This window comes from Yoonia sediminilitoris, assembly GCF_003058085.1.
Classification (GTDB): Bacteria; Pseudomonadota; Alphaproteobacteria; order Rhodobacterales; family Rhodobacteraceae; genus Yoonia; species Yoonia sediminilitoris.
Genome location: NZ_QBUD01000003.1, coordinates 270818 through 290695 on the forward strand (window position 1 = coordinate 270818; position 19878 = coordinate 290695).

Below are 19878 nucleotides of genomic sequence, written 5' to 3' on the forward strand. Positions count from 1 at the left end.
TTGGCCAAAGACAAGAATAGCGACGATTTCATTGGCCCGATCCGCCGTTTGCTGGTCGGGCTCATTGTGATCGCGTTGATGCTTTTGTTCCTTGTCTGGCGCATCGACAGCCCACGTGTAGAGCGGTTTCGCGCCGCGGCCATCGACAAGGTCGTCCCGTCATTTGACTGGGCGATGGCGCCTATTACGGGCATGGCTGATCTGGTCACGGATTTTCAAAGCTACCAGCAACTGTCAGCCCAAAATCAGGACTTGCGGCGCGAGTTGCAGCAGATGAAGGCCTGGAAAGAGGCCGCTCTGCAGCTGGAGCAGGAGAACGCCAAGCTTCTCGGGCTCAACAATGTGCAGCTTGACCCTGAATTGACCTATGTAACGGGCGTGGTGATTGCCGACAGCGGGTCGCCGTTCCGCCAATCTGTTCTTGTCAATGTCGGTGCCCGTGACGGGATTATTGACGGTTGGCCTACGATGGACGGTATCGGGCTTGTGGGACGTATCGCCGGTGTTGGGCAGGAAACCAGCCGTGTCATGCTGCTGTCGGACACATCCAGCCGGATTCCGGTGACGATCCAGCCTTCGGGGCAAAAGGCGATTTTGGCCGGTGACAACACTCTGAACCCGCCGCTGGAATTTCTGGAAGACCCGGCCATGATCCGCCCTGGTGATCGCGTGGTATCATCTGGTGATGGCGGGGTCTTTCCGGCCGATCTTTTGGTGGGGCAGGCCGCATTGGACGGCAACGGACGGCTGCGGGTCCGGCTTGCGGCGGATTATCAGCGTCTGGAATTCTTGCGTGTGTTGCGCGCCCAACCGCACGAAGTCATTAACGATCCCGGCGACCTTCTGGCGCCCGAGGCCGAGTTTTTTGGACCTGCGGCACCCACGACAATCGGTGCCGTCGATGGCTGAGGCGCCTTCAACACGCGTCTGGTTCAACCGGCTGGTCTTTGTGGGACTGGCCTTTGTTCTTATCGTCGTGCAGCTTGTGCCGCTGGATATGCGCCCGATGATATGGGCTGCCCCCGATATTTTACTGGCAGCGACACTGGCATGGGTCGCCCGCCGTCCGGATTATCTGCCCGTCATTGTCATTGCTGCTGTTTTCCTTCTGACGGACCTGTTGTTTCAGCGCCCGCCCGGTTTGTGGGCGGCCCTTGTCGTGGTGCTGACCGAAGCAATCCGAAAGCGCGCGCGGGGCATTCGTAATATGCCGCTGCTGCTGGAGTGGGGTACGATTGCCTTTGGCATTGTCGCGATCACATTGGCCAACCGGTTGGTTCTGGCTGTAGTGATGACGCCGCAACCGCCTTTGGGCCTGACCCTTATTCAAATGATTGCGACAATCCTGTCTTACCCGTTGGTGGTCTTTGTGGCCTATGCCATATTCCGCGTGAGCCGCCCGGCACCGGGGCAGGTCGATGGCAGAGGTCACAAACTATGAAACGCTCTCCCAAGGATGTGATGGACAGCGCGCGGACGATCAGTCGCCGGGCCCTGGTGATGGGTGGCGTGCAGCTGGGTGTCGTTGGTGTGCTGGGCTGGCGCTTGCAGTCAATGCAGGTCGAACAAGCCGATCAATTCCGCCTGCTGGCCGAGGAAAACCGGATCAACATTCGCCTGTTGCCACCTGCGCGCGGGCTGATCTTTGATCGCAATGGCATCCCGATTGCGGACAACGAACAGAATTACCGTGTTGTGATGGTCCGCGAAGATGCAGGCGACATCGGTGAAGTCCTGGCCCGCCTGACCCGACTGGTTGACATCGACCCCGACGATCTGACGCGGGCCATGGATGAAATGCAGCGTCGCTCGCCATTTGTGCCCGTGACAATTGCCGACCGGCTTTCATGGGAAGATGTGGCGCAAATCAACCTTAACACGCCGACGTTGCCCGGCATTACCGCCGAGGTCGGGCTAAGCCGGGTTTATCCCGCTGGTGCTGATCTGGCGCATGTTGTCGGCTATGTCGGACCGGTAAGCGACTATGACCTGAGCCGGATCGACGATTCTGATCCACTGCTTCAAATCCCGAAGTTCCAGATTGGCAAATCCGGTGCCGAAAACAAACTGGAACGCACGCTACGTGGCAGCGCCGGCACCCGCCGGATCGAGGTCAACGCCGCCGGACGCATCATGCGCGAACTTGATCGCAAAGAAGGCGAGGCTGGCAAGGACATCCAGCTGACATTGGATAGCCGCCTGCAAACCTATGTGCAGGCCCGGCTTGAAGGCCAGAGCGCGGGCGCTGTTGTCATTGATCTTGAAAATGGCGATTTGCGCGCTGTTGCATCGGCTCCGGCCTTTGACCCCAACAAATTCGTCCGTGGTATTTCGGTCAAGGACTGGACAGACCTGAACGATAATAAATACCGGCCATTGGCAGCGAAGGCCGTACAGGGTGCCTATCCGCCGGGTTCGACCTTCAAGATGGTGACAGCGCTTGCCGCGTTCGAGGCGGGCGTCGTGGCCCCGGATGAGACTGTCTATTGTCCGGGATACACAGACGTTTACGGTATTCGTTTTCACTGCTGGAAACGGGGCGGGCACGGGAATATCAACCTGCACGAAAGCCTCAAGCAATCGTGCGATTGCTATTATTACGAGATCGCCCAGCGCGTAGGCATCGACAAGATGGCGGAAATGGCCCGCAAACTGGGACTCGGGATAAAGCATGATCTGCCACTGTCGGCGGTCGCCCAAGGGTTGGCGCCAGACAAAGCGTGGAAATCCACTGTCCGTGGCGAAGAATGGCGGATCGGTGACACCGTGAATGCCTCGATCGGGCAAGGCTATGTGCTTGCATCGCCGCTTCAGCTTGCGGTGCTGTCGGCGCGCATTGCCACCGGGCGCGAAGTGACGCCCCGCCTGATCCGTCTGATTAACGGCGTAGAGCAGCCCAGCGGGATGGGCGACAGTCTTGGGATCAATGAAAACACCCTTCGCCGTGTGCGTGCTTCAATGAATGACGTTTGTAACCATCGACGCGGGACTGCGTATCGGTCGCGGATTCTGGCCGAGGGCCAAGAGATGGCAGGCAAGACCGGTACCAGTCAGGTGCGCCGGATCACCCCCGAAGAGCGTGCCGCAGGTGTGACCAAGAACGAAGATCTGCCATGGGAGCGCCGCGATCACGCGCTTTTTGTCAGTTTCGCCCCCTACGACAATCCTCGTTATGCTTTGTCGGTTGTTGTGGAGCATGGCGGCGGCGGGTCGTCCGCGGCGGCGCCAATCGCCCGCGATATCATGTTGCAGGCGCTCTATGGCGGCCCGCCCCCTCTCGAGGCTTACCCGTCTGCTGACCGTGACCGCATAGCAGAGCAGCAAAAACGGATCGAGGCCCGGATACCCCCCGGTGCCCGTAGTCGCAGTCAAGTATGAGCTATCTTGAGTATAACACCAAGTTTGTCCCCACTGGCTTTCGCAAACTTCTCTATCTCAACTGGCCGGTGGTGATGCTGCTGATCGCCGTTGCGTCGTTTGGGTTTCTGATGCTTTATTCTGTGGCTGGTGGTGCAACCAACCCGTGGATGGAACCGCAGATGAAGCGTTTCGCCGTCGGCATGGTGCTGATGGTCATCATCGCGATGGTGCCAATCTGGTTCTGGCGCAATATGGCTTTTCTCGGGTTTGGCGGCTCGATCATATTGCTGCTGGGCGTTGAATTCTTTGGCGAAGTCAACATGGGCGCACAGCGCTGGATCAATCTTGGGTTCATCAGGCTGCAACCGTCGGAGTTGACGAAGATCACGCTCGTGATGTTTCTTGCGGCCTACTATGATTGGTTGCCAAACAACAAGAAGTCGCATCCTTTCTGGGTCCTACTGCCTGTACTGTTCATACTGGTACCCGTGTTTCTGGTGCTCAGCCAACCTGACCTTGGTACTGCGCTGCTCTTGCTCATGGGCGGGGCCACCATCATGTTTTTGGCAGGGGTACACTGGGCCTATTTCGCCACGGTGATTGGCGCCGGTGTCGGCGCGGTTGTTGCCGTTTTCGAAAGCAGGGGAACGCCCTGGCAACTGCTCAAGGACTATCAATACCGGCGGATTGATACGTTTCTGGACCCATCAAACGACCCGCTTGGCGCGGGCTATCACATCACGCAGGCCAAGATTGCACTGGGTTCCGGTGGCTGGACCGGCCGTGGTTTCATGCAAGGCACCCAAAGCCGTCTGAACTTCCTACCCGAAAAACACACCGACTTTATCTTTACGACTCTGGCCGAAGAATTCGGCTTTGTCGGCGCCTTCACTTTGCTGTTCCTCTATCTGCTGATTGTGGCGTTTTGCGTGATTTCCGCGCTCAATAACCGTGACCGGTTTGCGTCACTGCTAACGCTGGGGATTGCGATGACATTCTTTTTGTTCTTTGCAGTCAATATGGCAATGGTCACAGGGCTTGCGCCTGTTGTCGGTGTGCCCTTGCCGCTGGTCAGCTATGGCGGGTCGGCCATGTTGGTCTTGCTTGTCGGCTTCGGGTTGGTACAAAGCGCGCATGTGCACAGGCCAAGATAATGATTAACGTACTTTTCGGGGCCAAGCCCGACATGTGGGCGGAATATGAAGCGCCTCTGAATGACGCTTTTGCAAAATCGGGCCTGCAGGTGGACCTTTCGGTTGATCACGCGCCTTCTGAGGTGGACTATATCATTTATTCCCCCGCAGGCACGGTCAGCGATTTTACCCCGTTCACACGTTGCAAGGCCGTGATGAACCTCTGGGCAGGCGTTGACAGTATCGTCGGCAACCAGACCCTGACCCAGCCTTTATGCCGTATGGTCGATGACAGCCTGTCACGGGGCATGGTCGAATGGGTGGTAGGGCACACGCTGCGCCATCATCTGGGCATGGACAGGCATATTCTGGGGCAGGATGGTGTCTGGCGCAGTGAATTTTTCCCGCCCGTGGCACCTGACAGGCCGGTTACCATTCTGGGCATCGGGCAGCTTGGGGCGGCTTGTGGGCAGGCCCTGCACCAGCTTGGATTCCCCGTCACAGGGTGGAGCCGATCTGCAATGGACATCCCCAACATCCGTTGTCTGCAGGGCGATGCGGGGCTGCAAAAAGCGCTCACCGGTGCTGAAATCGTGATCCTGCTTTTGCCCCACACCCCGCGGACAGAAAACATCCTGAACGCCGAAAGACTGGCCTTGCTTGCCTCAGGCGCTTGCGTGATCAACCCCGGTCGAGGCCCCTTGATTGATGATAACGCTTTGCTGGCGGCTCTGGACAGTGGCCAGATCGGACATGCGACATTGGATGTGTTCCGGGCCGAACCGTTGCCCGCAGATCATCCTTTTTGGGCACAGCCGCAGGTCACAGTGACGCCCCATATCGCCGCGACAACAAGACCAGAGACATCAAGCGGAATCATCGCAGACAACATCAAGCGTGGCGAAGCGGGTGAACCGTTCCTGCATCTGGTCGACCGGACGGTTGGATACTAATCTGCGTAAGATGGGTCTTGACCCATCCCCCCTGCAAAAGGCCCTATTCCCTAATTACCGCAGTTTGGGAGGGTTTTCCGGGTCCATGCCCGGTGCGCCGGGCGCGGTTGATACCTCTAACTCGGGCAAATCAAACCGCAGGCCGACTTTCGCCAGATGACCCGCCAAAGGGTCAGAGGCCCGCACAAACATCACGTCGATCATGCCTGCCTCGATCCCCGAAAATGTCAGGGCCTCGCTTGCCGCTGATGCCAGCGCCTGCTCAGCACCGGGCACCGCGTCCACAAAGGCCAACACATGCCCTTGCATGCCGCCCTCGTAAGTTGCCGCGGCCAGATAGGCAAAGCGCGCGCGACCTGCGGCAATGGCCAGCTTGCGATCCAGCCCGGTCACGACAGATTCCGGCAGGCCAGCGGGCGCGGAAAGTTCCGACAATCGTGCCTCTGCCTCTTGCGGGCCATGCGACAGGGTTTGCACCAACCAGTCCACAGCCTCTGCCGGGATCAGCATGGCCGACGGGGCGACCTCAAGGTTCAGCGCAAGGCCAATGCCCTGCCCTTGCAGCATTTGCACCAGATCGCGACCTGCCAACCCGGCATAGGGGGCCTCGCGGCCCACAAACTGCGCCAGCCGCTCTTCGCGGTCGAAAACAAGCGTAAAGCGCTGGTCCTCGATCTCGAACAACTCTGGCGTGACCTGATCGCCTGCGGCCTCCGCCCCAAGCAACATGAAAAGTTCCGTATCCGCCAGCCGTTCATAAAACCGCAACCGGGCGGCATCATCGTCTGGCGCTGCGTCCATCGCGGCATGTGCAATATCAAGATCTGTCATGCGGGCTGACCTAGGGCGGCGGGCCATGGTAAGCAAGCCCAATGACAGATGAACTGATCCGCAAAATCGGCAAATGCGACCTGTGCGCCGAAAACTTCGCGCTGACGGCCACGCAGCACCGACCACGTCCAGTGCCTTGGTTTCGCGCAGGCACACCGATCATGGTCGCGGGGCAAGCGCCCGGAATGCGGGTACATAAGGAAGGCAAACCCTTCTGGGACCGCTCGGGCGATCGACTGCGTGACTGGATGGGCATCAGCCACGCACAGTTTTACGACCGGGACCTCGTCTCTGTGCTACCGACCGCCTTTTGCTTTCCGGGGTACGACGCCAAGGGGGCCGACCTGCCCCCGCCGCCCCGCTGCTGGGATCGATGGCACGCAGAGGCATTGCAGCATATCGGGACACCACAGGTACGGGTGATCGTTGGCAGTTACGCCATCCGCAGGCATTTGGGGCTAAAGGGGCCGATGTCGGAAATTGTGGCCCAGTGGCGTACCCATGCGCCCGGCACCTATGTGTTGCCGCACCCGTCGTGGCGCAACAACGGCTGGCTGCGCAAACACCCCTGGTTCGAAAGTGACCTTCTGCCGGACCTCAAACGCACGGTGGGCGCAGTGTTGAATTCCGCTTGAAACCGCGTTGTCCTGTTTGATGCTGTAAAATTGCCCTATTTTTGCACGATTAACCGTATATTGAGAACATTGAGACGGCGAATTAACCTATTGTCGCCATGACCAAGGGGCCCATACTTCGGGAAGACGATGCTAGAGTTTGCAAATGTCAGCAAATCGTTCTGGACCGGTACGCAGCGCAAGGTGATCCTTGACCGCGTTTCCTTTCGGGTTGAGCTGGGCAATTCGCTGGGCATTCTGGCCCCCAATGGTACCGGCAAGACGACCCTGATCAAGATGATGGCGGGATTGGAAAAACCTGACGAGGGGACGATCACCCGCACCAGCAAAATCTCTTTCCCGCTGGGGTTCATGGGGGGGGTGGTTTCCCGGCTGAGCGCCATGGAAAACAGTCGCTATATCGCCAGGCTTTACGGTCTTGACCCTGACTATGTCGAAGCGTTTTGCCGCTGGCTTTGCGGGCTTGAAGAATATTTCGACCAGCCTGTTGGCGTCTATTCCAGCGGCATGGCGCAGCGGTTTTCGTTTGCCTTGATGCTGGCGCTGGATTTTGACATCTACCTGATTGACGAAGGCATGCCCGGTGCCACAGATGCCGAATTTAACCGCAAGGCAGGCCAGATTTTGCGTGACCGGCTGGAAAAGACGACGATCATCATCGTGTCGCACCAGCCCGCCACGCTTGAACGATTTGCCCGTTCGGCTGCTGTCTTGCGCAATGGCCAACTGAACATGTTTGATACCTTGGAAGAGGCGAAGGTGCTTTATGACTACGAAACCCAAGGTTAAAAAGTTCCGCATCCGGCGGCGCAGCACCCTGATCAAGCCGCAGGAACAGGAAGCCATTGCCGCTGGCAAAGTGGCGCCGCCTGCCGCCCCGGAACCTGTTACACCTGTTGAGCCGACCGACGATGCCATTGCCGCCATTGGACGTGAGGGGCTGACAGGGCGCCAGTTGCGCATGGCGCGCCGGGTGGCGCAAAAGAACGGCATCTCTGTCACATCGGATTATGACGCGGTGTTCCAGTTGCGTCAGGCCGGCATTGATCCGTTTCAACGCAATTCAGTGCTGGAACTCGTCAAAGGCGAGCCGACCGCCGCACCCAAAGCGCAGCCAAAGCCTGCGCCCAAACCCAGTGCGCCCGCTGCGCCAAACAATCGGCACATGAATGAAGTTGCGTCCATCCAGCGTGACATCGCCCGCCGCCGCCGCCGCAAGCTTGCGCTGCTATTCACGCGGCTGTGCTTCTTTGTCTTTCTGCCCACCGCCATTGTCGGGTGGTATTATTTCAACATCGCAACACCAATGTACGCGACAAAATCCGAAATTGTCATTCAGCAAGCGCAGGCCCAAGGCCCAAGCGCCGGTGGGCTGGCGGGGCTGTTTCAGGGCACCTCCATGGCAACGCAGCAAGACAGCATCGCTGTGCAGTCTTATCTGGCCTCACGCGAGGCGATGTTGCGGCTGGACGCCGACCATGGATTTAAAGAACATTTCAGCGATCCTGCGATCGACGAAATCCAGCGCCTGCCCGAGGGGGCGACCAATGAAGAGGCCTATAAGCTTTACATGAACCACGTCCAGATCAGCTATGATCCAACCGAAGGGATCATCCGGATGGAGGTGATCTCTGCCGATCCTGCGAAAAGCACTGAATTCTCCGAAGCACTGATCAGCTATGCAGAAGAACAGGTGGATCAATTGACAAGCCGTCTGCGCGATGACCAGATGGCCGGGGCGCGCGAAAGTTACGAGGTCGCGGAACGCCAGCGTGCCGATGCTTTGGCACAGCTTTTGCGCATTCAGGAAGATTTTCAGCAGATCGACGTCGCCGGTGAAACCTCTGCCCGAATGTCGCAGATTGCGTCGCTGGAAAGCGAACGCCAGCGGTTGGACCTGATCCTGCAGTCACGGCTGAACGTAGCCCGGCCCAGCGCGCTGCAAGTCGAAAGCCTGCGCGCACAGATCGCCAATATCGACAGCGCCATCGAAGAATTGCGCGCCGGTCTGACGGTTGGCACCAACGCGAACATCTCGCTTGCGGCCCGCAACACCGAATTGCGCACGGCCGAAGAAAACTACAGCTTCCGCGTGGCCCTTGTGCAGCAGGCCCTGACCCAGATGGAAACCGCACGTATTGAGGCGAACCGCCAAGTGCGATACCTGTCCCAAAGTGTGCGACCGATTGCACCGGATGAGGCGACCTATCCACGCAAATTCGAAAACACGCTGCTGGCCTTTTTCATTTTCTCGGGGATTTATCTGATGTTCTCACTCACTGCGTCCGTGCTGCGCGAACAGGTCAGTTCGTGATGCATGATGTGACGATCGGCGGGCTCACAGTCAGCAACACGCGCCCTTTGCTGTTGATCGCGGGGCCCTGCGCGCTGCAATCCACCGACCACGCACTGATGATCGCGTCCCACATGGCCGAGGTTTGTGCAAAACACGGCGCGCAATATGTGTTCAAAGGCAGCTTTGACAAGGCGAACCGTACCTCTGTCACGGGCAAGCGCGGCACCGGGATTGATGCGGGGCTACAGATCATGCAGGCGGTCAAAGATCAGATCGGCTGCCCGACCCTGACCGATGTACACACCGCCGAACAATGTCAGACGGTGGCCGACGTCTGCGATGTGCTGCAAATCCCCGCGTATTTGTGTCGTCAGACTGACCTGTTGCTGGCCGCAGGTGAAACCGGCGCGGTGATCAACGTCAAAAAGGGTCAGTTTCTGGCCCCCTGGGACATGCCAAATGTGGTTTCCAAGATCGAAAGCACCGGTAACAGAAATATCATGCTGACCGAACGCGGCGCGTCTTTCGGTTATAATACGCTGGTTGCCGATATGCGGTCGCTCCCAACAATGGCGCGCACCGGCTACCCGGTGGTTATGGATGCGACCCATTCCGTGCAACAGCCGGGTGGTCAGGGGGGCTCCTCTGGCGGTCAGCGTGAATTTGCACCCGTCATGGCGCGGGCCGCCGTATCGCTCGGGGTCGCAGCCGTTTTCATCGAAACGCACGAAGACCCTGACACTGCGCCATCAGACGGGCCGAACATGATACCGCTTGGCCAGATGGATGCGTTGGTCAAAAGCCTGATGGGGTTTGATCAGCTTGCGAAAGCCGACCCTTTGCACGTCTGACAAAAGGGGTGGCAGCGGAGCGCATTTGGCCTAGGATCGGCGCAACAAACGTCGGGTTAACTGAATGCGCTTCCTTCTTGCTTTGGCTGTCATCCTCGGCCTGTCCAATCCGGTCTGCGCCCAAGAGGCGACTGGCATAATCACCATCGAAAACTCTGCCCAGCAGGATGCGGATATAGCCAATCGCATCCGCGAAATCCTGAGTGAACTGGGCAACTATGACGATGTATCGGTGATCGTGAACGAAGGTGTCGTGACCCTGCGGGGCACCACCACATCAACCATCGAGGCATTGGCACTGGAGCCTTTGGCCGCACGGGTTGAAGGCGTTGTGACCGTCAGGAACAACGTGACCGAAACGACAGATATCGGCGATCGGCTGAACCCCGCGCTGACGCGGTTCCAGTCCAGATGGGACCAGTTCGTCATTTTCCTGCCGCTGGCGCTCATTGCCGGGCTGGCCTTTGCCGTTATTGTCTTTTTCGGCATGAGCATTGCCCGCTGGCAACGCCCTTGGGAACGCTTGGCGCCAAACAGCTTTATGGCAGACATTTACCGGCAACTTTTCCGGCTGGTGTTTGTCGTTCTTGGCATAGTCGTGGCGCTGGATATCCTGAATGCAACGGCGCTGCTCAGCACGATCCTGGGGGCTGCGGGGATCATTGGGCTTGCGATTGGTTTTGCCGTGCGCGACACGGTAGAGAATTTCATCGCATCTGTGATGCTGTCATTCAGGCAACCCTTCCGGCCCAATGATACGGTCGAGATCAACGGCGACCGGGGGAAAGTCATTCGCCTGACCAGCCGGGCGACGATTCTCTTGTCATTTGACGGCAACCATATCCGCATACCCAATGCGACAGTCTTCAAAAGCCGGATCATCAATTACAGTCAACATGCAGAGCGTCGCTTTCTCTTCACGATCATGGTTGATCGCGAATCGGACTTGCAGGCTACCCGCCAGTTGGTCGAAGAGACGGTGCAGGGGTTGCCGTTCGTCCTTGCCGAACCCGCAGCGCAAACCTGGATCGAGGCATTGCACCCGGCAGGCGTCGAATTGGTTGTGACGGGGTGGGTCGATCAGAACGCAACCTCTATCGTGCGCGCAAAGGGTGAAGCACTGCGTCAGGTCAAGCTGGCGGTCCGCTCCGCAGGCGTCGTCATGCCTGACGCGACGCAGGCGATCACCCTGACGCGGCATGTTGATGTGGGCCCGCCAGATGCGCACGAAAGCACGCAGGTCGAAGCCGTAGAGGCCTCGGACGATGCGGCATTACAGCGTATCGTCGATGCAGAACGCGATGTCACAGCCAACGAAGACTTGTTAAGCGACAGCGCTGCAAATGAATGATGCTTTTTCGATAAACGGGGCTTGAACCGGACGCACCTTCACAGTATGCAGCCACTCGCTGATGGGATGTAGCCAAGTGGTAAGGCAACTGTTTTTGGTACAGTGTACCGTAGGTTCGAATCCTACCATCCCAGCCAGCACTCATAACATTTTTCTAACAGTACGAGTTTTCGCATTTTTGCCCGTTTATTCCTTGGCCTTTCAGGTTGTCCGGCATCCCCAGACTCGGAACTTGCCGCAAATCAGTAGGATTCTGCCAAAAGTCTGGAAACGGCATTTGCACGGTCGACGGTTGGGTGTGTTAGATGCTGCTGGGATCGTGCGGCGCTGGTCCAATCAGGCCCCGTACTTTCTTACAGCGTGCGGAACGTTTCTCTCTGCTCATCCCAAAGCGCGGGATAGTGTGTCGCAGCAACCATTCGGTCGTCAGGCCAGTTGGTTGAGAACCGGCAAACACATCACGCAGAAGGTCCGGTGCCAGGAAGGCCAGATCGACCAACTTATAAATCCGGTGTTCTGATACGCCTTCAGATGCAGCAATCTCAGCATAGGTTTTCCCTGCACGGATCAGGTCAAAGTAGTGATGTGCTTTTGCGATGTTTTTGAACCGGGTTTCATCGCGCGGGTTGGCTGTGTCGGCCAGGATAAGTTTCGTTTCGACACCCCGCTTGCGGTGTTGGAACGCGGCGTCAATCTCGAGTCACTCGTCTGACACACGTTCAGGGGCAACATCCAAAAGTTCGGCCAGACTGTTCGCGCACATCGAAATTTTGATCTGTCCTGGTTGGATCTGAATGCGATGACAAAGCAGCAGGAGGTGGCTGCTTTTTTCGGTTTGCTCAACGGATCCGCTACCAGTGATTTCTACCAGCATTTCTACAACCGCCGCAGTCTCTTTTGTCGTCGAGTTGCTCACGATATTTGCCGTCACGGCTGGGGCGCTCAGATGCTTGCGGAGCAGTGTGGCAACCAGTATTTCAAGCTCAGACCCGGGCAGTCGCCAGCCAGGTGGGTCTTTGGGGCCTTTACTTCGGATTAGCCGGTTTGAGACATAGTATCTGAGACGGTGTCCTTTGGAGGACTTTGCATGGCTCGGGGTCAGCCGATCACCGGTTTCGTCAAACAGCTTGCCGATCAAAAGCGAGACTTGCTTTCGACCACCCCTAGCCTTGCCTCTCTCTTTGGCCAAACGCTCACAGACAGAACGTCCTGTTAGCTGGTCTTGCAGCGCATCCCAAATCTCTGGCTCAATGAGCTCGGGATGCTGGCCGGGATACACGTTTGTCTTATGGCGAATGCGGCCCGCATAATTTACGCCCAATCTCGCGCTGATCCTTGTTCATGAACATCTCCTTCTTCCCAAATCTGGGACGTTAAAAGAAATGTCTCGCGAATAACGGCATATCTACATGATGCCAGGACCATTCGGTCCAAAGACGTTGGCGATCGAGATAGATTTTTAGCTTAAGCCACGCCGAGATTTTCCAGATTGCCCTCTTGTTTACCTATCGATAGATAGTTTGCAGAGTGAGGACGGTTTAGCACTCGACCTCAATGCGGGTGCGCTCCATCACTCCAAGTTCGAAAAAGGTAGAAAAAGCTATGGAATTGAATGCAGACTTTGGCGCACGCGTGGTGGTGCACTCGGAGAAACTGGACTGGATCGCCTCCCCCATGGCTGGCGTGGAGCGGCGCATGCTCGACCGGATCGGGGACGAAGTGGCGCGCGCAACGACGATCGTGCGCTACGCGCCCGGCAGCCATTTTTCAGAGCACACTCACACGGGCGGGGAAGAATTCATCGTTTTGGACGGTGTGTTTCAGGACGAGCATAACGATTTTCCCGTTGGGTCCTACGTGCGCAACCCGCCCACGACCAAGCATGCGCCTTGGTCAGTTGAGGGATGCACGATCTTTGTCAAGCTTTGGCAGTTCGACAAGGACGACCGCACCCAATTTCACAAGACCATGGCCGATGAAACCGCGCCGCCGATCAACGGGGTTGCAACAGCGGAACTGCATCGGGACGCCTGGGAAAAGGTGACGTATCACGAGATCTCGCCCGGCGCGACGCTGGAGATCGCGGAGCCAGGAGGCACTGAAGCTCTCGTCTTGGCGGGCAGCGTGACAGAGGGGGGTGACACCCTCAACACCGGCGGCTGGCTGCGTCTGCCACATGGTCACCCGCTGTCGGCGAAAGCCGGGGATGATGGCGCAAAACTCTGGATCAAAACCGGCCATTTGGCCCATGCAAAGGCACCGGCTGTTTGATGACTGACCAAGCACCCCCAGCACTTGTAGCAGGCGCCGGGCCGGGACTGGGTCAGGCCCTTCTGGCGGGGTTTGCTGCGGGGGGATTTGCCCCCGTGGGCCTCGGCCGCAGCACGCCTGACACGCCGCTTGGCGCGTTCCATGTTCTGGACCTCTCGGATGAAGAAGCCATGCGCGCCACGATTACGCAGATCATTGCCGAGTAAGGCGCAACAAAGGTGGTCATTCACAATGCCGCCGAACTGGTGAAGCCTATTGGCACATCGCGCATCAACCTCAATCCGCTTGGACACATGAGCTTGATCTGTGTCCAGCCACAGAAGGGTTCTGATTCTTGAAGACGCTCATCATCGGAGGCGGCTTGTCGGGTCTCGCCCTGGCGGAGCGCTTGGAAGCGCAGGGGCAGGACTATCACGTGCTGGAGGCCCGCGACCGGTTTGGCGGGCGCATCATGACGGAGCAGCTCGACGGCAGCTATTTTGACTTGGGACCAGCTTGGTTCTGGCCCGGCCAGCCGCGAATAGAAAAGCTAACCGCGCGTCTTGGTCTCAAGAGGTTTAGCCAATTTGCCACGGGCGAACTGACGTACGAGGATGCGAGGGGCCCCGTGCAGCGAGGTCTTGGCTTTGCCTCCATGGAGGGCTCTTGGCGCTTAGAGGGCGGGCTTTCCCGGCTGACAGACGCGCTACAGGACCGTTTGCCGCAAGCCCGCAAGCAGGTAAATGCGCAGGTTACGGGGCTGGAGCAGACCGGCAATGGCATCCGCGCAACGCTGAGCGATGGCAGCGCCGTTAAGGCGGATCGCGTGGTCCTCGCCATGCCACCGCGTCTTGCTGCGGGCCTTGTGTTCTCCCCGGCCCTGCCCACCGCTGCCCTGCAGGCGATGACCAGCGTGGCCACCTGGATGGCCGGGCAAGCCAAAGCGGTAGCGGTCTATGAGAGAGCCTTTTGGCGCGAAGCGGGGCTGTCGGGGGACGCTATCAGCCGTCGCGGACCAATGATCGAAATACACGATGCCTCCCCTGCAGAGGGCGGGCCGTACGCGCTTTTTGGATTTATCGGCGTGCCTCCCAAGGCCCGTGCAGATGAGCAGGCCTTGCGCGAGGCCATTGAAGCGCAACTGATGCGTCTTTTTGGAAAAGATGCCGCCGCGCCGCGCGCGCTCTTCATCAAAGATTGGGCCTTCGATCCGCTGACCGCCACGCTTGCTGACGCAGAACCGCAGTACTCACACCCGGCTTACGGCCTGCCCTTGGCGCTGGAAAACCTTTGGGAGGGGCGGCTGATCCTCGCGGGAACGGAAGTGGCAAAGGGCTTTGGTGGCTATATCGAAGGCGCTTTGGAGGCGGCAGAGACAGCACTGGAGCGGCTTGAGGCTAAAGAGCATGCCTATCGGAAAGCCAGAGATCGGCGGACCTACGGGCGGAACCTAAAGGAAAAGTGCAAAGGCCAAAGCGATGACCCACCGACACGATAAGATACTGGACGTGGCCGAGAGGCTCATCCGGGCCCGTGGCTACAGCGGGTTTTCCTTTCGGGATATAGCCGACGAGGTGGGCATAAAATCCGCGAGCGTCCACTATCACTTTCCCACAAAGCCGGACCTCGCTGCTGCTGTCGCCAAGAGGTACCGCGAGCGATGCGCACAAGTACTTGAGGCGGCCGAACAACAGGGCACCGGACGCGTCAATGCTTGGCGCGCGCTATTTCATGAGGCACTCAAGCAGGACGGGCTGATGTGCTTGTGCGGGATATTGGCCGTAGACGGTGCGAGCCTTCCTGCAGAAGTCGCGCGGGAGGCCCGTGCCTTTCTGCAGTTTGGCATCGCGTCGCTGGACGAAGCGCGCCCGGGCGAGGGCCTGCGCATCCTGTCTCAGTTGGAAGGTGCGATGCTGATCGCTCGATCCGCCGGGGATCCTGGCGTTTTTGCGCAAGCTACTGATGACCTTGGCGCGATTTAGTTGAGGGCCCCGGCGGATTACGCGGATAGAGCCTCGATCAACAGATCAGAGAACAACCGCGTGCTGTGCTGCTGTTGGCCGGTGATGATCTGACCGTCGCGAATGGCGAAGGGTGCAAGAGGAGCGACAGACTCGAAGGTCGTGTTGGGGTTCTTCGAACGCACATTGTCCATCCGCGAATGGCTACCGGACGCAGACATGCAGCGCCGCGCCAATATAGTCTTGAACAAGGCAGAGGCACATCACGCATTGAAATGAGCCCTTCGCATTGACAGACAGGGTGAAATCCGAGACCGCACTACGCAAGGACAACACGTCCGCATCCAAAGTCTCAATCTGCTGACCCACTGCTATGGTGCGACGGGAAAAGTATTTGCAGGCAGTTTACTGGTAAAACTCGCCCTGCCCTGAAACGACCCCGGAGCCCAAGTCTCCCGGGTCGGTCAGACACAGCTCTGAAAACTCTCGGCAAAGGCTCTCGGCGCCTTTGTCCGTCAAAGAATAAGGATTAAAGCTCGCGTCGACCTGATATTTTTTCAAGAGCCTACCGGCATTTCCTGTAATACTGACATAATTCATGCTCCAACTGCCGAAAAGCCGGTACGTTGTTGGAGCCGCCGAAATCAGCTCCACGTTTTTATGTCGCGTATCCCCGGCAATCCGGGAGAAAGTCCGGCTAATCTCTGCACGTTTCCCCTCGAGCAGTTGTAAGAAAAAACCCGCGTTGAACAACAGCATACCGGTTACCGAAACACCAGAATTGTTGCGATCACTTGTCTCAAGGATCTGGTCGATATCATGTTTATCCAGACCAGTGGATTCAGAGCAATAGACAATACGGTACAGCGACATGAGCATCCTCACGATTTTTACATCATAACAACGGCATAGAGATCTTGATGAGATCAGCGCGCATTAGTCGTTCTGAGCTGGCAGCCGCTTGGCGACAAGGCATGACGGAAAATAACTAATGTAACGTAAATAGCTCTGCAAAATTCGATCTATCAAGGCTCTGCGAAATTAACCCGTGCTTTACAGGTTCCGACGTACAGAGGTGCGCAATTGATTTTGCCAAGGGGCATTCGCGCATGTTTATCGTCGAAGAGCGCGTCGAACTGAAAGACGCAGAAAATACAAGACTAGCACTGTTAGCCGCGATCGATGCGCATGAAGCAGGCTGTTTTGCGTTTGACTTGAGCGGTACCGCGCCGTCGCAGGTCGCGCTCCAACTGAGCCTTGCCGGCCTTAAAGAATTGGAGACACGTGGCATCGAGCCCCAATTCGGTTTCGCCCTCGCAACCATTCTCGACCAAAACGTTTCGGCGCAAGCAGAGGGATGAAGCGATGAAAACAGTTCTTACAATCGATGACAGCAAATCCGTCCGCGACATGGTCATGTTCACATTGGAGCCCGAAGGGTACCGCATCGTTGCAGCAGAGAATGGCGCTGAGGGCCTTGAGACACTACGCGCGGAAAAGCCGGACATGGTGATTACCGATCTCAACATGCCGGTGATGGACGGGATCGACTTTATCTCAAATGCGCGCGCCGACGCGGCTGGAAGCGGAATTCCAATTGTCATGCTAACGACGGAATCCTCTCCGGAGATGAAGGAAAAGGGCAAGTCTGCGGGCGCCACCGGCTGGATCAACAAGCCCTTCGACAGCGACAAGCTCGTTGCTGTGACAAAAAAGCTTTTGGGGTAAGGCGATGATTGAACAGGCAATCCAGGCCTTCGTTCTTGAAGCGGAAGAACTCCTCAATGACCTTGAGGACATGGTCCTTCGATTGGAAGAAGATGCTTCCAAAGCCAATGTCGATGAGATTTTCCGCGCCCTGCACACCATCAAGGGTTCGGGGTCGATGTTCGCGCATACGGCCCTGTCACGCTTTACGCATCACTTTGAAAACGCTTTTGAGCTCATTCGGTCTGGGGACCTGACCGTTTCCCAGGAATTGATTGACCTGTCACTAAAGTCCCGCGACATCATGGTGCAATTCCTCAAACTGGGCGGGGATGGTCCAGAGGCTGAGGCTCTTCTGAAGAGCGACCGGGCAGAAGCGCTGATCTGTGCTTTATCGAACCTCACCGGGGTTGAGGCCGCTGGTGGCTCTACCACCTCGACAACCACGAAAGCTGAAGAAGAGGAAGGTAAGGTCGAAGAGTGCTTTGACATTACGTTTATCCCGGACACAAACGCGCTAAAAAACGGCATGCGCCCGGATCTGCTGATCAAGGAACTTTCTGAGCTGGGCATGCTGGAAATAGCCTATCAATCGCATGTCCCGAAACTCTCTGATCTTGCGCCAGATTTGAGTTTTGTCGAATGGCGTTTGCGATTGACGACTTCTGCGGGATTGTCTGCGGTAGAGGACGTTTTCATCTTTGCTGACGATGCGGACCTGAAGATCACGCGTCGCGCTCAGCACGGCGGGACCGCCGCCTGCTGCACCTCAACGGTGACCTCCGACGAAAGCGGCCTGAAAGGCTCAAAATCAGAACAAAGCAAACCCACAGCAAACAAATCATCAACATCCGCCAAAAATGCGACCGTCTCACAGTCTAAAAAAGCTGAACAAAAATCGGAAAGCATTCGCGTCACGTCTTCGCGGCTTGATGAAATGATGGATGCTCTGGGCGAATTGGTGATTGCCCAAGCGCGTCTTGATTCAGTGGCCGCAGAAATTGAAAACCAGACTTTGGACACGGTCGTCGAAGAGGTACAGCGCCTTGTAACCTCACTGCGGGACGCGACTTTATCGATCCGGATGGTCCCCGTTGATACAGTCTTTGGCAAATTCAAACGCGTTGTCCGGGATCTCTCGGCCGAGCTTGGCAAGAACATCCACCTGGAACTGGAAGGCGGAGAAACCGAGGTGGACAAAAACATCATCGACCGTATTGGCGAGCCGTTGGTTCACATGATCCGCAACTCGATCGACCATGGTATTGAGACGCCCGAGGTGCGCAGTGGCAACGGAAAGCCCGAACAAGGCACTGTGTGGCTTTCTGCGAGCCAGGAAGGCGGTGAGATTCTAATCTCGATCGAGGACGATGGCAAAGGACTTGATGCCGAAGCCATACGCTATCGGGCTCTTGAGCGAGGGTTGATCTCCGAAGAAGAAGAGTATTCCGAAGCCGCCTTGCATCAATTGATCTTTGAGCCCGGTTTCTCGACAGCGCAGGTGGTCTCCTCGGTCTCGGGTCGGGGTGTGGGCATGGATGCCGTCAAAACGACAATCGATGAATTGGGCGGTCAGGTGACGGTTCTGTCGAAAGCAGGTCTTGGCTCCCGCATAACGCTTAGGCTTCCTGTCACTATGGCCATCATTGATGGTCTGCGCGTGCGCTTGGGACAAAGCACATTTGTGATCCCGCTCGCTGCCGTGGAAGAATGCGTCGAGATGACAAGCGACATGGCCGCGCAAGATAGCGGTCGGCGTTTCATCCAGATCCGCAGCGAGACGGTTCCATTCCTGAACCTTGATACGCTTTTTGGCATGATGCACGCGAAGGAAGAACGCCAGCGTGTCGTCATTGTTCGGGTGGACGGCGCGCGCATAGGCTTGGTGGTCGATGACATCTTGGGACAAAGCCAAACCGTCATCAAATCGCTGAGCGCTTATCACCGCGATATTCCCGGGCTGGGGGGGGCCACCATCCTCGGTGACGGCAGCGTCGCTCTCATTCTCGACGTCAGCACTTTGGTCCGCTGGGCCGAAAGTGACGGCGCCCGAAGCAAGCTGATGGTGGCTTAGATGACCGACGCTATAGCAGACACTGGCGCCATGCTCTTGACCTTCCGGTTGGATGGCGAGGCCTTTGCCTTTCCGGTCACACGGGTTCACGAGATTCTTGACCCCATCCCGGTCACACCCGTGCCAAACGCCGGTGCGTTTGCGCCCGAGGTGATCAACGTGCGGGGTGTCGTGGTGCCGTTGCTCGACATTCGCCACCGACTACTGATGAAGCCCGCTGAAGCCAGCCGCATCATCGTCTTTGAAGCGGATTTGTCGGGCGGGCCACAAAAGCTCGCCTTCCGGGCGGACAGCGTGGAGCAGGTTTTGGAAAGCTCTCCACGTGAAATCATACCACTCCCTGAATTGGGCGCAGTTTGGCCGCGACGCTTCGTGAAAGGGTCGCTGCGGCATGAAGATGAACTGATAGTATTGCTGGACGCGCAGGAGCTCTTCGAGCCTTCGCATGATCTCGCTGAGCCAGCTGTTTCTTAAGG

Annotated in this window: 22 protein-coding genes, 1 tRNA gene and 1 pseudogene; 20 read left to right on the top strand and 4 right to left on the bottom strand. The window is 57.5% G+C overall.

The genetic code is table 11. The features are described from left to right. Genes mreC through C8N45_RS09625 form a run of 5 tightly spaced genes read left to right on the top strand, consistent with a single transcriptional unit; the run spans window position 1 to window position 5446 of the window. Window positions 1–909, top strand: coding sequence for a rod shape-determining protein MreC (gene mreC / locus C8N45_RS09605; RefSeq protein WP_108386015.1), 909 nt, complete (start codon window positions 1–3; stop codon window positions 907–909). Next, complete coding sequence (locus C8N45_RS09610; RefSeq protein WP_108386016.1) at window positions 902–1441, top strand: rod shape-determining protein MreD; 540 nt, start codon at window positions 902–904, stop codon at window positions 1439–1441. Before mreC ends, C8N45_RS09610 begins: the two co-directional genes overlap by 8 nt. Beyond that, entirely contained in the window at window positions 1438–3378 is a 1941-nt protein-coding gene (mrdA, locus tag C8N45_RS09615) for a penicillin-binding protein 2 (RefSeq protein ID WP_108386017.1), read from the top strand. Before C8N45_RS09610 ends, mrdA begins: the two co-directional genes overlap by 4 nt. Next, on the top strand, window positions 3375–4514 hold the full coding sequence (gene rodA, locus C8N45_RS09620) for a rod shape-determining protein RodA (RefSeq protein WP_108386018.1): 1140 nt from the start codon (window positions 3375–3377) through the stop codon (window positions 4512–4514). The genes mrdA and rodA overlap by 4 nt, the downstream gene beginning before the upstream one ends. Beyond that, window positions 4514–5446, top strand: coding sequence for a 2-hydroxyacid dehydrogenase (locus C8N45_RS09625; protein WP_108386019.1), 933 nt, complete (start codon window positions 4514–4516; stop codon window positions 5444–5446). The genes rodA and C8N45_RS09625 overlap by 1 nt, the downstream gene beginning before the upstream one ends. A gap of 54 nt (window positions 5447–5500) precedes the next feature. On the opposite strand, the gene C8N45_RS09630 is transcribed toward C8N45_RS09625, so the two are convergent. Continuing rightward, a complete protein-coding gene (locus C8N45_RS09630) occupies window positions 5501–6277 on the bottom strand; it encodes an SseB family protein (protein ID WP_108386020.1) in 777 nt (258 codons plus the stop codon). A 41-nt stretch (window positions 6278–6318) separates the two neighbouring features. On the opposite strand from C8N45_RS09630, the gene C8N45_RS09635 reads away from it, so the two are divergent. From C8N45_RS09635 to C8N45_RS09660, 6 genes are all read left to right on the top strand, one after another. Beyond that, entirely contained in the window at window positions 6319–6912 is a 594-nt protein-coding gene (locus tag C8N45_RS09635) for a uracil-DNA glycosylase family protein (RefSeq protein WP_108386021.1), read from the top strand. A 129-nt stretch (window positions 6913–7041) separates the two neighbouring features. Further along, on the top strand, window positions 7042–7701 hold the full coding sequence (locus tag C8N45_RS09640) for an ABC transporter ATP-binding protein (RefSeq protein ID WP_108386022.1): 660 nt from the start codon (window positions 7042–7044) through the stop codon (window positions 7699–7701). Then, on the top strand, window positions 7679–9226 hold the full coding sequence (locus tag C8N45_RS09645; RefSeq protein ID WP_108386023.1) for a KpsE/RkpR family capsule polysaccharide export protein: 1548 nt from the start codon (window positions 7679–7681) through the stop codon (window positions 9224–9226). Before C8N45_RS09640 ends, C8N45_RS09645 begins: the two co-directional genes overlap by 23 nt. Next, the gene (gene kdsA, locus C8N45_RS09650; protein WP_108386024.1) at window positions 9226–10059 is read left to right on the top strand and encodes a 3-deoxy-8-phosphooctulonate synthase; all 834 of its coding nucleotides are present in this window, start codon (window positions 9226–9228) and stop codon (window positions 10057–10059) included. Before C8N45_RS09645 ends, kdsA begins: the two co-directional genes overlap by 1 nt. A 64-nt stretch (window positions 10060–10123) precedes the next feature. After that, a complete protein-coding gene (locus tag C8N45_RS09655) occupies window positions 10124–11410 on the top strand; it encodes a mechanosensitive ion channel domain-containing protein (protein WP_108386025.1) in 1287 nt (428 codons plus the stop codon). A gap of 62 nt (window positions 11411–11472) precedes the next feature. Next, window positions 11473–11547 (top strand) — tRNA-Gln (locus C8N45_RS09660). A gap of 563 nt (window positions 11548–12110) precedes the next feature. Here C8N45_RS09660 and C8N45_RS09665 read toward each other — a convergent pair. Continuing rightward, window positions 12111–12731: a hypothetical protein gene (locus C8N45_RS09665; protein ID WP_133175963.1), complete on the bottom strand. Its 621-nt coding sequence runs from the start codon at window positions 12729–12731 to the stop codon at window positions 12111–12113. Between the two features lie 281 nt (window positions 12732–13012). On the opposite strand from C8N45_RS09665, the gene C8N45_RS09670 reads away from it, so the two are divergent. The 4 genes from C8N45_RS09670 to C8N45_RS09685 all read left to right on the top strand — a co-directional run bounded on the left by C8N45_RS09670 (window position 13013) and on the right by C8N45_RS09685 (window position 15642). Continuing rightward, complete coding sequence (locus tag C8N45_RS09670; protein WP_108386027.1) at window positions 13013–13681, top strand: cupin domain-containing protein; 669 nt, start codon at window positions 13013–13015, stop codon at window positions 13679–13681. Beyond that, window positions 13681–13887: an SDR family oxidoreductase gene (locus C8N45_RS09675; RefSeq protein WP_108386028.1), complete on the top strand. Its 207-nt coding sequence runs from the start codon at window positions 13681–13683 to the stop codon at window positions 13885–13887. The genes C8N45_RS09670 and C8N45_RS09675 overlap by 1 nt, the downstream gene beginning before the upstream one ends. A gap of 128 nt (window positions 13888–14015) precedes the next feature. After that, a complete protein-coding gene (locus tag C8N45_RS09680; RefSeq protein ID WP_108386029.1) occupies window positions 14016–15158 on the top strand; it encodes a flavin monoamine oxidase family protein in 1143 nt (380 codons plus the stop codon). Further along, the gene (locus tag C8N45_RS09685) at window positions 15139–15642 is read left to right on the top strand and encodes a TetR/AcrR family transcriptional regulator (RefSeq protein WP_108386030.1); all 504 of its coding nucleotides are present in this window, start codon (window positions 15139–15141) and stop codon (window positions 15640–15642) included. The genes C8N45_RS09680 and C8N45_RS09685 overlap by 20 nt, the downstream gene beginning before the upstream one ends. A 17-nt stretch (window positions 15643–15659) precedes the next feature. Here the strand turns inward: C8N45_RS09685 and C8N45_RS23210 are convergent, their stop codons facing one another. Then, window positions 15660–15842, bottom strand: a complete 183-nt coding sequence (locus C8N45_RS23210) for a hypothetical protein (protein ID WP_168769430.1) — start codon at window positions 15840–15842, stop codon at window positions 15660–15662. On the opposite strand from C8N45_RS23210, the pseudogene C8N45_RS09690 reads away from it, so the two are divergent. After that, window positions 15787–15984: pseudogene (locus C8N45_RS09690) on the top strand (Tn3 family transposase); the annotation flags it as partial. The gene C8N45_RS23210 and the pseudogene C8N45_RS09690 overlap by 56 nt on opposite strands. A gap of 42 nt (window positions 15985–16026) precedes the next feature. Here C8N45_RS09690 and C8N45_RS09695 read toward each other — a convergent pair. Further along, window positions 16027–16494: a BLUF domain-containing protein gene (locus C8N45_RS09695; protein WP_168769441.1), complete on the bottom strand. Its 468-nt coding sequence runs from the start codon at window positions 16492–16494 to the stop codon at window positions 16027–16029. Between the two features lie 236 nt (window positions 16495–16730). Between C8N45_RS09695 and C8N45_RS09700 the strand changes: the two genes are divergently transcribed. The 4 genes from C8N45_RS09700 to C8N45_RS09715 are packed head-to-tail and all read left to right on the top strand — an operon-like array spanning window position 16731 to window position 19876. Continuing rightward, window positions 16731–16982 carry a hypothetical protein gene (locus tag C8N45_RS09700; protein ID WP_108386032.1) on the top strand — a complete coding sequence of 84 codons (252 nt, stop codon included), beginning with the start codon at window positions 16731–16733 and terminating at the stop codon, window positions 16980–16982. 4 nt (window positions 16983–16986) lie between these two features. Then, a complete protein-coding gene (locus C8N45_RS09705; protein ID WP_108386033.1) occupies window positions 16987–17349 on the top strand; it encodes a response regulator in 363 nt (120 codons plus the stop codon). A gap of 4 nt (window positions 17350–17353) precedes the next feature. Next, a complete protein-coding gene (locus C8N45_RS09710) occupies window positions 17354–19402 on the top strand; it encodes a chemotaxis protein CheA (RefSeq protein WP_108386034.1) in 2049 nt (682 codons plus the stop codon). Further along, window positions 19403–19876 carry a chemotaxis protein CheW gene (locus C8N45_RS09715; protein WP_108386035.1) on the top strand — a complete coding sequence of 158 codons (474 nt, stop codon included), beginning with the start codon at window positions 19403–19405 and terminating at the stop codon, window positions 19874–19876. It abuts the gene before it with no gap. Window positions 19877–19878 lie beyond the last annotated feature (2 nt).

Bases quoted from the DNA above. Each gene is read 5' to 3' on its own strand.
- C8N45_RS09610 (WP_108386016.1), top strand. From the start codon at position 902: ATGGCTGAGGCGCCTTCAACACGCGTCTGGTTCAACCGGCTGGTCTTT.
- mrdA (WP_108386017.1), top strand. From the start codon at position 1,438: ATGAAACGCTCTCCCAAGGATGTGATGGACAGCGCGCGGACGATCAGT.
- rodA (WP_108386018.1), top strand. From the start codon at position 3,375: ATGAGCTATCTTGAGTATAACACCAAGTTTGTCCCCACTGGCTTTCGC.
- C8N45_RS09625 (WP_108386019.1), top strand. From the start codon at position 4,514: ATGATTAACGTACTTTTCGGGGCCAAGCCCGACATGTGGGCGGAATAT.
- C8N45_RS09630 (WP_108386020.1), bottom strand. From the start codon at position 6,277: ATGACAGATCTTGATATTGCACATGCCGCGATGGACGCAGCGCCAGAC.
- C8N45_RS09635 (WP_108386021.1), top strand. From the start codon at position 6,319: ATGACAGATGAACTGATCCGCAAAATCGGCAAATGCGACCTGTGCGCC.
- C8N45_RS09640 (WP_108386022.1), top strand. From the start codon at position 7,042: ATGCTAGAGTTTGCAAATGTCAGCAAATCGTTCTGGACCGGTACGCAG.
- C8N45_RS09645 (WP_108386023.1), top strand. From the start codon at position 7,679: ATGACTACGAAACCCAAGGTTAAAAAGTTCCGCATCCGGCGGCGCAGC.
- kdsA (WP_108386024.1), top strand. From the start codon at position 9,226: ATGCATGATGTGACGATCGGCGGGCTCACAGTCAGCAACACGCGCCCT.
- C8N45_RS09655 (WP_108386025.1), top strand. From the start codon at position 10,124: ATGCGCTTCCTTCTTGCTTTGGCTGTCATCCTCGGCCTGTCCAATCCG.
- C8N45_RS09670 (WP_108386027.1), top strand. From the start codon at position 13,013: ATGGAATTGAATGCAGACTTTGGCGCACGCGTGGTGGTGCACTCGGAG.
- C8N45_RS09675 (WP_108386028.1), top strand. From the start codon at position 13,681: ATGACTGACCAAGCACCCCCAGCACTTGTAGCAGGCGCCGGGCCGGGA.
- C8N45_RS09685 (WP_108386030.1), top strand. From the start codon at position 15,139: ATGACCCACCGACACGATAAGATACTGGACGTGGCCGAGAGGCTCATC.
- C8N45_RS23210 (WP_168769430.1), bottom strand. From the start codon at position 15,842: ATGTCTGCGTCCGGTAGCCATTCGCGGATGGACAATGTGCGTTCGAAG.
- C8N45_RS09695 (WP_168769441.1), bottom strand. From the start codon at position 16,494: ATGTCGCTGTACCGTATTGTCTATTGCTCTGAATCCACTGGTCTGGAT.
- C8N45_RS09700 (WP_108386032.1), top strand. From the start codon at position 16,731: ATGTTTATCGTCGAAGAGCGCGTCGAACTGAAAGACGCAGAAAATACA.
- C8N45_RS09705 (WP_108386033.1), top strand. From the start codon at position 16,987: ATGAAAACAGTTCTTACAATCGATGACAGCAAATCCGTCCGCGACATG.
- C8N45_RS09710 (WP_108386034.1), top strand. From the start codon at position 17,354: ATGATTGAACAGGCAATCCAGGCCTTCGTTCTTGAAGCGGAAGAACTC.
- C8N45_RS09715 (WP_108386035.1), top strand. From the start codon at position 19,403: ATGACCGACGCTATAGCAGACACTGGCGCCATGCTCTTGACCTTCCGG.